The organism is Streptomyces sp. NPDC006643, assembly GCF_042870175.1.
Classification (GTDB): domain Bacteria; phylum Actinomycetota; class Actinomycetes; order Streptomycetales; family Streptomycetaceae; genus Streptomyces.
Genome location: NZ_JBIAHA010000027.1, coordinates 43,366 through 55,795 on the forward strand (window position 1 = coordinate 43,366; position 12,430 = coordinate 55,795).

Below are 12,430 nucleotides of genomic sequence, written 5' to 3' on the forward strand. Positions count from 1 at the left end.
CTAGGCTCGCGCCCGACACCGCACTGCCGCTATCGGGAGAAGCCCACCATGGCCAAGAAGCGCCCCCAGACCAAGGCCGCGAAGGCTCAGTCCGCGAAAGCTCAGCTCACGGACGGGCCGATTCCGGTCGTGGGGGCCCGCGAGCCCTGCCCGTGCGGCTCGGGCCGCCGCTACAAGGCCTGTCACGGCCGGGCCGCCGCGCAGGCCGTCACCGAGCTGGTCCAGCGCCCCTTCGACGGGCTGGCCGGCGAGTGCGACTGGATCGCGCTGCGCGAGCTGGTGCCCGCCGCGACCGCCGAGCTGACCCTCAAGGGCGGGCCGCCGGATGGCGTACCGTCCGTGACGCTGGCGACCGTTCTGCCGATGGCCTGGCCCGCGCTGCGCCGCGACGACGGCTCCGTGCTGCTCGCCCTCCAGAACGACACCTCGTCCGGTGACCTCAGCCGCGACCTCGCGGACACGCTCCAGCGGGCGCTGAGCGCCGAGCCGGGCAACCCGGTGGCGGCGCAGCGCGTGCCGGCCGACGGGCCGCGCCTTCAGGACCTGCTGGACCCGTCGGCCGACTTCGCGCCGGTCGTCCACACGGGCTTCGAGTTCTGGGTGCCGGACGCCGAGAACGCGACCCCCGACGTAGCCGCGTCGCTGGAGCGCGCCAACGCCGCCGCGATCCCGACGGTGAGGCTCACCGGCGTGGACGCCGCGTACTGGTGCGAGACGCCGGACAAGAACCATCTGCGCTGGGTCATGCCGCACCCCGAGGAGAAGCTGCTCGACGCGCTCGCTCGGCTGCATGCCGCCGGGACGTCCAGCCTCGGCGAGGGGACCCGGCTGGTCGGCTCTTTCCGGGCGCACGGGCTCACGGTCCCCGTCTGGGACCTGCCGAGCGCGATGCGCGCCGAGGACTGCGAGAAGCCCGCGGCGGAGCTCCAGGAGCGCCTGGCCGCCGCTCTGGCGGCGGACGCGCCGCTGACCGGCGACGAGCGCCGGGCGCGCGGCGGGCTCACGAACCGCCAGGTGACGCTCAGCTGATGCTCAGATAAGGCTCAAGAAATTCGTCGCCCACGGTGACAGTCGTCACAACTGCCCGTACCGGCAAGTAATTTCTTGTCCGAATACATCAGATCGAATTTGCTAACCGCCGATCTCTTGTTACCGTTCTAGAAGCCCGGTCGCTGGTGCATCCCCCGTCGCCAGCGACCGGGCGTCTTCGTTCCCCGGGAGTGTTCAGTGAAATTTCCGGAGTGAACACTGCAGAGTTGTCGCGCCGTTGCGGCGCCTCTCGGCCGTCGCTTCCGCGAACCGGCCGGAAATCTCAACTGACCGACGGAGCAGGCGAGTTGCTGCCGGACCTGAGCAACAGCGGCCCGGTTCCGTCGGCACTTCCCGCGAACTCCGCGACCGCCCAGTACCGCGTGGGCTTTCCCCGGTTGCGTTCACGCGGAGTTTCACAAGAACCTGGCTCGTCGCCGCCTCGCACCGTGCAGTGGGACTGCACCGTCCGCCCGCCGGGACCCATCAGGCTGAGCACGGAACGCAATTCCTCACCCGATGCATTCCGGTAGTACGTACGGCCCCAGGTGTCCCCGTTCTCGGTGAGAACACAGGTCTGGGCCTCGATCCCGTCACGCGACGTGAGCGCCGGACCGCAGTGCTCGACGGCCGCCACATCGCCGTTCGCGGCTTCTTGGAGGTCAGGGGCGGCGGGGGCCGGAGCTGCGGCGCCCGGGGCGGGGGCGGATGCCGGAGGCACCGCACGGCCGGCGGCGGGGCCGCCCGCGGGGCCCGCCGAGGCGGCCAGCGGCAGGAGGGTGCTGAACACCACGACGGTGGCGAGCCCGATCACACGGAGATTCATGGGGCCCACCTGCCGCTGCCGAAAAGATCTTGACCGTCGGCCGACGATATCGGCGAAATCGGGCCACCCGACGCGCCGCGCTCGCGTTTCCCGTACAACCCGGGCTCGCTCACACCCGTACGAGTGACAGCCCCACGGAAACCGGGCCGCGTCTCGCAGGCGCGGCCCGGCATGCCAAGGCGTACGCACGCACCCGGGTGGTGCGTACGTACGCCCCCTCAGGGTTCAGTACGCGAGCCTGCTGCCGCCGTCCGGCGCGCTCGTGCTCGCCTCGACCAGCGCGTCCACGACCGCCTCCACGTCCGGCAGCCACGGTGACGCCGAACCGGGCAGTGGCGCCCGCTCCCAGCGCACCTGACCGCCGACCGCCTCGGACGGCGGGAGCACCAGATAGCCGCCCTCGCCGTGGAAGCGGAGCGAACTGGGCACCCAGTCCTTGGCGAAGAGCAGCTCGCCGAGCCGCTCCAGGGTGTACGGGGCGACCAGCAGCGACCAGCGGGTGGGAGTCGCCACGACCGGGCCGAGGCGCATTCCCATCTCGTCCAGTGCCACCAGCGCACGCTCCCCGGCGGCAGCGGGCAGACTCACCGCGCACGGCGCGGTGCCTCCGGTGGCCATCACGATCGGGGCCGCCGGCCGGTTCGCCCACCACCAGCGCACCATGCGCGCGTCGGTGGTCGCGGCCAGCAGGCCGGGGTCGAAGGGGTGCGCGCCGGGTACGGCGCACTCGGGATCCGGGCAGGCGCAGCCGCGGCCACGGTCACCCCGGCCGCCGGACGTCTTCAGGCCGGCTCCGGGAAGTACGGGCCACTGCCACGCCGTGGCGCACGTCAGTGCCGCTTCGAGTGGGGCAGGCATCCCCTTGCGCCTGAACAGGAGCCTGCGTCGCCTTCCGAGGATCTCGCGCATGAGCGCTCGTTCCTTTCCGTTGAACGCCGAGGTCCACATGCCACACCGGTAAATCTGTGTGCATGGCTTCACTGTGCGTATCGCTGTGCGTACAGTCGACGCATGTCGTCGACGCTCCGCCGCCCCTTTGGACGGGGCACAGTCGGACTTCGCCAACCTGCGGCTGGGCTCACCGCTCCTGGGCCGAACGCAGTCTGTCTTCGTTAACGCGTAGCGACGGGTGGCGCACTCAATGGTCTGTCGATCTTGCTGTGACAGCCCCGCCGCTCCGGGATGGCGCGCGGGCTACGGCGGTTAAGACGCCGAAGCCGTCCGTCAGGTTCCGGGGCAGTCCCAACTGCCCCTGTCCGTCACCGTTTACGTACCCATCACGTGCGGGATGACGCTCCTCCACGAGGTCACCCGCACTTCACCGGGGAGCCTCTGTCGAGTTCCCTCAGTCGATCGCAGAATACTGCGCTGGGGTCATTTTCTCGCCAAGATAACCGTCGCACAGACACCAGTAGTTCCGCCAGGACAATGCTGGACATCGCCTCAGTTGTGCGTGTACATGTGGATGCACTGATAGTGGCGCAGTATCACCTGGTGGTTTGCGATGCTATTGCGCGAAACGCACCAGTCAGAAAGCCGGTAGCCATGAGCGCTCCGCACATGCCGAAAGTGGCTGGAATCGATTCAGCAGTTCCGGCCCCCGCGCACACTGCCCCGCCCCTCGACGAGTCCGTCGGCGCGCCCGTGGTCATGATCCAGGACCGGCTGGCCGGCTGGGTCTCGGATCTGACCACCCTCCACGAACTCACGGAACGCCTGGCCAAGACGGGTTCGGTCGACGCGGCGCTGGGTGAGGTCGTACGGGCGGGAGCCGCCCTCGTCGGCTCCTCGCGCGGTCTCGTCGTCCTCGAACCGGCGCCCCGCGCGGCCGAGCACACCCCCCGTACCACCGTCGGACTCGGCCTGAGCCACGCCGACCTCGGCCAGCTGGAGACCGTACCGCGCGACGCGACCTCCTACGGACGGCTGCTCGACGATACCGGGGAACCCAGGGCGGCGGCCGAGTCCGTCGGCGACGTGCTCGGCGATCCGGACCTCGACCCGCTCCACCGCGACGTCGCCCGCCGGCTCGGCTACGCCGCCACGTACGCGGTCTCCCTGACGGCCGAGACGGCGGGACTGATCGGCGCCGCGGTCTGGTTTTACGACGAACCCGCCGAACCGGTGGAAAGACAGCGCCATCTGGTGGGTCTGTACGTCCGGTACGCCTCCGAACACCTGGCGCGGCTCCTGGAGCTGGAGACCGCCCGCGCCCGCGCGGCCACGATCGCCGACGAGCTGCTGCCCAGCCGGCTCCCCCGCGTACCCGGGGTACGGCTCGCCGTACGGCACCGTACGAGCGGGCACGGCGGCGGCGACTGGTACGACGCGCTGCCCCTGCCCGAGGGCGCCCTCGGGCTGGCCGTCGGGTCGGTGAGCGGGTCGGGGCCGAGCGCCATGGCCGCCATGGGCCGGCTGCGCGCCTCCCTGCGGGCGTACGCCGTGATGGAGGGCGAGGACCCCGTCGCCGTACTGTCCGACCTCGAACTGCTCCTGCGGCTGACCGAACCGGCGCGCTCCGCCACCGCGCTCTTCGCCTACGCCGAACCGGCGCCGCGCAAGATCGTGCTCGCCGGGGCCGGGCACGCACCGCCGCTGATCGTGGGGGAGCGGCGGACGGAGTTCGTGGAGACGACGCTGTCCGCGCCGCTCGGGATGCTGTCCTGCTGGGAGGCACCGAGCGTGGAACTGTTTCCCGCACCAGGAGAAACGGTGCTGCTGTACACGGACGGGCTGCTGCGGCGCACCGGCGACCCGATGGACCGGGCCTTCGCGCGGCTGCACGCGGCGGCGGCGAGCGTGCCCAGGAGCCTGCGGGACGATCCGGGGGCCGTCGCCGACCACGTACTGCGGCTGGTGCTGCCCGACGGGCTCGACGAGCCCGCCCCCGGCAGCCGCCCCGAAGCGGGCGCCGAGGACGTCGTGATCCTCGCCGCGCTCTTCGACTGAAGCCGCGTTTCTCCACTGACGCCGACCGAAACGGACCGCCGCCCTCCGGCCGTCCGCCGGGCGCCCGCAGAGTTGTCCACAGGCCCCCTGGCCTGTCTCCCGTACAGACATACGATGGTGCCGGGACCCGAAAGGTCCAATGTCGTACAGAGGAGGCAGATCGTGGCCGAGGAGCTCATCCCGGAAACACCGGAGACCCCGGAATCGCTGGGAGATCAGGACACCGTGCTCGATGACGCCGACGAGGCGTCGGCCGACAAGCCCGTCAAAAAGCGCAAGAACGGCCTGTACATGAGCGTGTCCGACGAGCTGGCCGAGAACATGAAGTCGGGCTGGGCCGACACGGAGCTCCATGACCTGGAGCCCATCGCACAGGCGTCGCACACCGCGGCCCGCCGTGCGGCACTGTCCGCGCGATTCCCGGGCGACCGCCTGGTGATCCCCGCGGGCGGCCTGAAGACCCGGTCCAACGACACGGAGTACAGCTTCCGTCCCTCCACGGAGTACGCGTATCTCACCGGCGACCACACGGAGGACGGCGTCCTCGTGCTGGAGCCGACGTCCGGCGGCGACGGCCACCGGGCGACGATCTATCTCACCCCCCGCTCCAACCGGGAGAACGGCGAGTTCTGGCTGGACGGCCGCCAGGGCGAGCTGTGGGTCGGCCGCCGGCACTCGCTCGCCGAGGCCGAGCAGCTGATCGGCCTGCCCGCGAAGGACGTTCGGGAGCTGGCCCAGGCGCTGCGCGAGGCGACCGGCCCGGTGCGGGCCGTCCGCGGGCACGACGCGGCGATCGAGGCCGCGCTGGCCGACAAGGTCACGGCCGAGCGCGACGAGGAGTTGCGCGTCTATCTGTCCGAAGCGCGCGCCGTGAAGGACGACTTCGAGATCGGTGAGCTCCAGAAGGCCGTCGACTCGACCGTCCGCGGCTTCGAGGACGTCGTACGGATCCTCGACAAGGCGGAGGCGACCAGCGAGCGCTACATCGAGGGAACGTTCTTCCTGCGCGCCCGCGTCGAGGGCAACGACATCGGGTACGGCTCGATCTGCGCCGCCGGCCCGCACGCCACGACCCTGCACTGGGTGCGCAACGACGGGGACGTGCGCTCCGGCGATCTGCTCCTGCTCGACGCGGGCGTGGAGACGCACACCCTCTACACCGCCGACGTCACACGCACCCTGCCGATCAACGGCCGGTTCGACGCGTTGCAGCGCAAGATCTACGACGCGGTGTACGAGTCGCAGGAGGCCGGTATCGCGGCGGTGAAGCCCGGCGCGAAGTACCGGGACTTCCACGACGCGTCGCAGCGCGTGCTCGCCGAGAGGCTCGTCGAGTGGGGGCTGCTCGACGGACCGGTCGAGCGGGTCCTGGAGCTGGGCCTCCAGCGCCGCTGGACGCTGCACGGCACGGGACACATGCTCGGCCTGGACGTCCACGACTGCGCCGCCGCGCGGACCGAGGCGTACGTGGACGGGACGCTGGAGCCCGGTATGTGTCTGACCGTCGAGCCGGGGCTGTACTTCCAGGCGGACGACCTCACGGTGCCCGAGGAGTACCGGGGCATCGGCGTCCGTATCGAGGACGACATCCTCGTCACGGAGGACGGCAACCGGAATCTGTCGGCCGGGCTGCCGCGTACGTCCGCCGACGTGGAGGCGTGGATGGCCACCGTCAAGGCCGGCGCCGAGGCCGGCGAGCAGGGCTGAGCCGGACAGTCGTACGGCCGTAGGGCCCGGCCGCGCGTGGACGCGCGGCCGGGCCTTACGACGGACCTTTCCGACAGGCCGGACGCGACGGGTCGGACGCGGTGGGACCGAGTCGTCAGACTCCGGCGGCCGTGCCCCCCAGGGCCACCAGCGGGGTCTCCTCACGCCACTTGAGGATCTTGTCGAAGCTGATCACCGCGCCCCGCCCCGGCCGGTTCCGGCAGTGGACATGGTCGGCCAGCTGCTCGATCAGGGACAGCCCCCGCCCGTCCTCGGCGGCCGTCGGGGCGAGGGCGGCCGGTCGCCGGTCAGCGGTGCGGGAGGGGAACCCGGGCCCCGAGTCGGACACTTCGATGCGGCACTTCTCGCCGTCCAGATACGCGGTCACCCGGTACGCCCCCGGCGCCGGGGACGGTGCGCCTGGCTCCCGGTCACCGCCGGGCTCGCCGTGGCCGGCCTCACCGCCGTGCTCGACGGCGTTCGCGCATGCCTCGGTCAGCGCGATGGACAGGTCGAAGGAAATGTCGGGGTCGACGCCCGCGGTCTCCATCGTGCCGATCAGAAGACGGCGCGCGAGCGGAACGCTCGCGGCTTCGCGCCGCAAATGGAGGGACCACCAGATGCTCATGCTCCAGCCTCCTGGCCACAGCTCGACATACCGATACGTATTGCCCTTGTAGGCGAGTCGTAAGCACATCGATCACGTGAAAGAACTCATTCGGCGGACGCGCATGGACCGGCCTCCGTTGTATGGGACAGAGGGTGATCTTCCGGACCTGCCGTACGAAGCCGCCGACCGCAGTGCGATGATGACCCGGCCATGCCGGATCGTGTCGCACACACCGGAGCCGGTCTGCGGCTCCTGAGGGCCGCGGTGTTCACCGCGGTCTGTGTCGTGCTGTCCGGGACGGGACACGTGATCGCGGCCTGTCAGGCCGTCCCCTGGTGGACGCTCGTCGTCGGATTCGGCGGTGTCTTCGCCGTGGCCGCGCCGCTCGCCGGACGCGCCCGTTCACTGCCCGCCATAGCGCTCGCCCTGACGGGTGGACAGCTCGCGCTGCACACCCTGTTCGGCATGAGCCAGCATCACCTCACCATGCGTCCCGGCGCCGACGACGTACTGATCCGTATGGCGGCGAAGCTGATCTGCGGCGCCGGTCCGGCCTCGCTGAGCGCCGGTGACGCCCACCGCATCGTGACCGACGCCGGGATCGACCCCGCCACCCTCGGCGGCGGGCTCGCGCAGGGCGGCCACCTGCACGGGGGCATGTCCGCCGCGGCGACCGCCCAGGCGGCGGCCGACGGGACCGGCGGGGCGGGCGGCGCGGTGGCACTGCTGCCGGAACTGCCCAGCCTGCCCATGTTCCTCACACACCTGCTGGCCGCCCTGGCGACCGGCTGGCTCATGCGCCACGGCGACCTCGCGCTCGCCAGGCTCGCCACGCTCTCCTCCCAGGGCCTCGGCGACGGCTTCGGCGAGGCCGTCGCCGACAACGCGCGGCTGCGGGCGCTGCGGGCCGCCCTCGGTCTCGTACGGGCGCTGCGCGCCGGGCTGCCGGTCACGCCCGCCCCCGGACCGCTCGCCCGGCCCGCCCCGCGACGCGACGCCCCGCCGTCGTACGGGGAACGGACACTCCAGCATTCGGTGATCAGGCGCGGCCCGCCGGCCGTACTCGCTCTCGCCGCCTGACGCGACGACACGCCCCGTACGTAGTACGGAGGGCGGTGGCGTCGCGATGCCGACGCGTATCCGCGCACGGCTCACCGTCTCTCCCACACCGTGGAGTGTCTCTGTCATGAACGCCTCTCGTACGAACACGTCTCGTCGTGCTGTCTCACGGCCGTCCACCGCCGGCCGTACGCGCACCGCGCGCCGTGCGGCAGTCGTCGGCGGCGTCGCCGTGTCCGCCGTCGTCCTGCTCGCCGGTCCCGCCCTCGCGCACGTCGGCGTGCAGCCGGTCGGCGAGGCCGCCAAGGGCGGTTACGCGACGGTCAACTTCAAGGTGCCGAACGAGCGCGACGACGCCTCAACGGTCAAGCTCGAAGTGAACTTCCCGACCGAGCACCCGCTGGCGTCGGTGTCGCCGCAGACCGTGCCCGGCTGGAAGATCGCCGTCACCAAGAGCAAGCTCGCCAAGCCGATCGAGATGCACGGCAAGCAGATCACCGAAGCCGTCTCGAAGGTCACCTGGACCGCCACGGGCGACGGCGGGGTCGCGCCCGGCTACTTCCAGCAGTTCCCGCTCTCCATCGGCCAGCTGCCCGAGAACGCCGACCAGTTGGTGTTCAAGACCCTTCAGACGTACGACAACGACGAGGTCGTGCGCTGGATCGACGCTCCGGTCGAGGGCTCCGAGCCCGAGAGCCCGGCGCCCGTCCTGACGCTGACCGCCGCCGCCGAGGACGGCCACGGCGCCGCGGCGGGCGACAAGGCCGATGACGAGGCGGGCACGGACGCCAAGGGCGGCGCGGACCACGCGTCGGACGAGAGCGCGGGCGACGACGCCTCGAACGCCGCCGCCTCGGACAGCAGCGACGGCACGGCCCGTGGCCTCGGCATCGCGGGCATCGTGATCGGTGTCGCCGGTGTCGCCTACGGCGTCCTGGCCGGCCGCCGCCGTACCCCGTCGTCGTCCACCGGCACCCCCGCCAGCTGATCAGCGGGCGCGGGCCCGTCGACGGGCCCGCGCCCGGAGCCCGTACTCCACCAATGGGAACTACCTCCATGCGCAAGAAGACCGTGCTCACCGCCGCCGCACTCACGGCGGTGGCGGCACTCACCCTGTCCGCCTGCGGAAGCGGCGACGACGACGCGTCGAAGCCCGTGGCCGACGTCTCCAGCCAGCCGAAGACGCAGGCGGCGACCGTGCTCGACAAGCCCTTCGAGAAGCCGAACCTCGTCCTCAAGGACACGAAGGGCAAGACGTACGACTTCCGTGAGGAGACCAAGGGCAAGCCGACGCTGATCTACTTCGGCTACACGCACTGCCCCGACGTCTGCCCGTTGACGATGAGCAACATCGCCATCGCCCGGAAGGCGCTGCCCAAGGCCGACCAGGACAAGCTCCAGGTCGTGTTCGTCACCACCGACCCCGAACGGGACACCTCCGCCGAGCTGGCCAAGTGGCTGCCGAGCGCCGGCGACCCGTCCTTCGTCGGTCTCACCGGTGACTTCGCGACCATCCAGGCGGGCGCGCGCCAGGTCGGCATCGGCATCGAACCGGCGACGAAGGAGAAGGACGGCACCGTCGTCTCCATGCACGGCGCCCAGGTCATCGCCTTCTCACCGAAGACGGACGGCGGTTACGTCCTGTACGGCGAGGACACGACGGCCGACGACTACACCAAGGACCTGCCGAAGCTCATCAAGGGCGAGACCCCGTGAGGCGGCGCGGCGATCCCGCGGTCGGCGGAGCGGCGCGGGTGCCGCTCGTGTCGCTCGTCTCGTTGGTGTCGTTGGTGGCGCTCGCCGGATGCTCGTCCGCCGACGCCGCCGAGGACACTCCTCAGTTGAAGGTCACCGGCGCGTTCATGCCGCAGCCCGTCAGCGACATGGCGTCCGGCTTCCTCACGGTCACCAACAGCGGCGGCGCGGCGGACAAGCTCACGTCCGTCACCAGCGACATCTCCGACGAGGTCACGATCCACGAGACCAAGGACCAGAAGATGCGGCAGGTGAAGTCCTTCGACATCCCGGCCGGCGGCGAGCTGAGCCTGTCCCGCGGCGGCAGCCATCTGATGTTCATGGGCCTGAAGCAGAAGCCCGAGCAGGGCCAACGGATCTCCGTGGAACTGCACTTCGAGAAGACCGACCCGATCAAGGTCGACCTTCCCGTCAAGGAGACCACCTACAACCCCACGCAGCACTGAGGGACTGACTCACCATGACGGCCATCGCCCCCCGCTTCGGACCACAGCTGATACGGCTGCTGCTCGTCACCGCCGTACTGACCGTCGGCCTCTTCGGCGCACTCGCCGGTACGGCGTCGGCGCACGCGGCACTGACCGGCAGCGATCCGAAGGACGGGGCGGTGGTCGACGTCGCACCGCGGGACGTCACCCTCACCTTCTCCGAACAGATCGCCATGGGCGACGACTCCATCCGGGTCCTCGACCCCACCAGCAAGCGCGTCGACGTCGCGAAGATGCGCGACCTGAGCCAGGGCGGCACCGTCCGCTACGCCGTCGACCTGAAGCCCGGACTGCCGGACGGCACGTACACCGTCGCCTGGCAGGCGGTCTCCGCCGACAGCCATCCGGTGTCCGGCGCGTTCACCTTCTCCGTCGGGGCGCCGTCGGCGACCACGGCGACCGTGCCCGACCAGGAGGCCGGCGGCGGACTGGTCGGCACGCTGTACGACACGGTGCGCTACATCTCGTACGCCGGGTTCATCCTGCTCGTCGGCGGTGCGGCGTTCGTCCTCGCGTGCTGGCAGCGGGGCGCGTCCGTACGGCCGTTGCAACGGCTCGTCGTCGGCGGCTGGGTCACGCTGACCGCGGCGACACTCGTCCTCCTTCTACTGAGGACTCCTTACACCGGGTCCGGCAAGCTCGGCGACATGTTCGACCTCGGCGGGCTGTCGGACGTGCTGGACACCAAGACGGGCGCCGCGCTGGTCTCGCGACTGCTGCTGCTCGGCGCGGCGGCGCTCTTCATCGCCGTGCTGTTCGGCGCGTACGCGAAGCGGGTCACGGAAGCGGAGGAGGAGAAGGCGGAGGAGGAGAAGGGGGAAGAGGGCGACGCGGAGGCGGGGAGGACGGATGCCGGGAAGGCTAAGGCCGATCTCACTTTCGGACTGAGCCTGGGCGGCACGGTCGTGGCCGCCGGTATCGCGGGGACGTGGGCGCTGTCCGAGCACGCGTCGACCGGGATCCAGACCGGCCTCGCCATGCCGCTCGACGTACTGCACCTGCTGGCCGTGGCCGCGTGGCTCGGCGGCCTCGTATCGCTGCTGGTGGCCCTCCATCAGGCGCCGGACATCGAACGCGCCGCCGTGCGGCGCTTCTCGCGGATCGCCTTCACCAGCGTCATCGTGCTGGCCGTGACCGGGATCTACCAGTCGTGGCGGCAGGTCGGTTCCTGGGACGCGTGGACGGATACGTCGTACGGACAGCTTCTGCTGGTCAAGGTCGGGCTGATCGCCGTCCTGCTCGGGGCCGCCTGGTTCTCGCGGCGCTGGACGGGGCTGCTGGGCGAGGGGGCGAAGACCGCCGAGGCGGACGCCGAGTCCGACGCCGACGAAGACGAAGCGGAAGGCGTCGTCGCCGCGGACACCGCCAGTTCCGCGGACACCGCCGCCGATCCCGAGCGTGCCGCCCAACTCGCGCGCCAGCAGACCGCGCTGGCCACCGCCCGCAAGAAGCGGAACCGTGACGCCGACACCGAGCGGTCCGGCCTGCGCCGCTCCGTACTGACCGAGGCGTGCATCGCCCTCGTGGTGCTCGCCGTCACGACCGCCCTGACGGGCACCGAGCCGGGGCGTACGCAGGAGAAGGAGGTCCCCCGCGCCGGCTCCGAGGCCGCCGCGCCCGCGCCCGCGCGCCCCGTCAATCTCACGGAACCCTTCGACGCCGGCGGTACGAAGGGCAAGGGCACCCTGCGGCTGACCCTCGACCCCGCCCGCCCCGGCAGCAACCTCATGCACGTCTGGATCGACGGCCCGGACGGCAAGCCGATGGACGTGCCCGAGGTGAAGATCGCGTACACACTGAAGTCCGAGCAGATCGGCCCGCTGCCCGTCCTGCCCGAGCGCCTGGCGCCGGGACACTGGAGCGCGGCCAACGTACAGATCCCGATGCCCGGCGACTGGCATCTCCAGGTGACCGTGCGGACCTCGGACATCGACCAGACCACCATCGAGAAGAACGTGAAGATCGGCTGATCTCGTGAGCGACACCCGTACGACCCGCGGCACCGAC

The 12,430-nt window shown here is 71.1% G+C and carries 11 protein-coding genes; 8 read left to right on the plus strand and 3 right to left on the minus strand.

Annotated features, from left to right (window positions below):
- Window positions 1-48: 48 nt before the first annotated feature.
- On the plus strand, window positions 49-1,029 hold the full coding sequence (locus ACFYNU_RS31085) for a DUF5926 family protein (RefSeq protein ID WP_356595743.1): 981 nt from the start codon (window positions 49-51) through the stop codon (window positions 1,027-1,029).
- A 283-nt stretch (window positions 1,030-1,312) separates the two neighbouring features.
- Here the strand turns inward: ACFYNU_RS31085 and ACFYNU_RS31090 are convergent, their stop codons facing one another.
- Together ACFYNU_RS31090 and ACFYNU_RS31095 are read right to left on the minus strand one after the other, a co-directional pair.
- Window positions 1,313-1,855 carry a hypothetical protein gene (locus tag ACFYNU_RS31090; protein WP_356595745.1) on the minus strand — a complete coding sequence of 181 codons (543 nt, stop codon included), beginning with the start codon at window positions 1,853-1,855 and terminating at the stop codon, window positions 1,313-1,315.
- A gap of 225 nt (window positions 1,856-2,080) precedes the next feature.
- Window positions 2,081-2,764: a bifunctional DNA primase/polymerase gene (locus ACFYNU_RS31095; protein ID WP_356595747.1), complete on the minus strand. Its 684-nt coding sequence runs from the start codon at window positions 2,762-2,764 to the stop codon at window positions 2,081-2,083.
- 519 nt (window positions 2,765-3,283) lie between these two features.
- Between ACFYNU_RS31095 and ACFYNU_RS31100 the strand changes: the two genes are divergently transcribed.
- Together ACFYNU_RS31100 and ACFYNU_RS31105 are read left to right on the plus strand one after the other, a co-directional pair.
- Window positions 3,284-4,804, plus strand: a complete 1,521-nt coding sequence (locus ACFYNU_RS31100; protein WP_356595749.1) for a PP2C family protein-serine/threonine phosphatase — start codon at window positions 3,284-3,286, stop codon at window positions 4,802-4,804.
- A gap of 162 nt (window positions 4,805-4,966) precedes the next feature.
- The gene (locus tag ACFYNU_RS31105) at window positions 4,967-6,511 is read left to right on the plus strand and encodes an aminopeptidase P family protein (RefSeq protein ID WP_356595751.1); all 1,545 of its coding nucleotides are present in this window, start codon (window positions 4,967-4,969) and stop codon (window positions 6,509-6,511) included.
- A gap of 115 nt (window positions 6,512-6,626) precedes the next feature.
- On the opposite strand, the gene ACFYNU_RS31110 is transcribed toward ACFYNU_RS31105, so the two are convergent.
- A complete protein-coding gene (locus ACFYNU_RS31110; RefSeq protein WP_356595753.1) occupies window positions 6,627-7,139 on the minus strand; it encodes an ATP-binding protein in 513 nt (170 codons plus the stop codon).
- A 192-nt stretch (window positions 7,140-7,331) separates the two neighbouring features.
- On the opposite strand from ACFYNU_RS31110, the gene ACFYNU_RS31115 reads away from it, so the two are divergent.
- From ACFYNU_RS31115 to ACFYNU_RS31135, 5 genes are all read left to right on the plus strand, one after another.
- Entirely contained in the window at window positions 7,332-8,201 is an 870-nt protein-coding gene (locus tag ACFYNU_RS31115) for a hypothetical protein (protein WP_356595755.1), read from the plus strand.
- Window positions 8,202-8,307: 106 nt separating this feature from the next.
- On the plus strand, window positions 8,308-9,168 hold the full coding sequence (locus ACFYNU_RS31120; protein ID WP_356595757.1) for a YcnI family protein: 861 nt from the start codon (window positions 8,308-8,310) through the stop codon (window positions 9,166-9,168).
- A 68-nt stretch (window positions 9,169-9,236) separates the two neighbouring features.
- A complete protein-coding gene (locus tag ACFYNU_RS31125; protein WP_356595759.1) occupies window positions 9,237-9,896 on the plus strand; it encodes an SCO family protein in 660 nt (219 codons plus the stop codon).
- 38 nt (window positions 9,897-9,934) lie between these two features.
- Complete coding sequence (locus tag ACFYNU_RS31130; protein ID WP_356595761.1) at window positions 9,935-10,381, plus strand: copper chaperone PCu(A)C; 447 nt, start codon at window positions 9,935-9,937, stop codon at window positions 10,379-10,381.
- A 14-nt stretch (window positions 10,382-10,395) separates the two neighbouring features.
- Window positions 10,396-12,393 (plus strand): copper resistance protein CopC, encoded by a 1,998-nt coding sequence (locus ACFYNU_RS31135; RefSeq protein WP_356595763.1) that lies wholly within the window; start codon window positions 10,396-10,398, stop codon window positions 12,391-12,393.
- The last annotated feature ends 37 nt before the right edge of the window (window positions 12,394-12,430 follow it).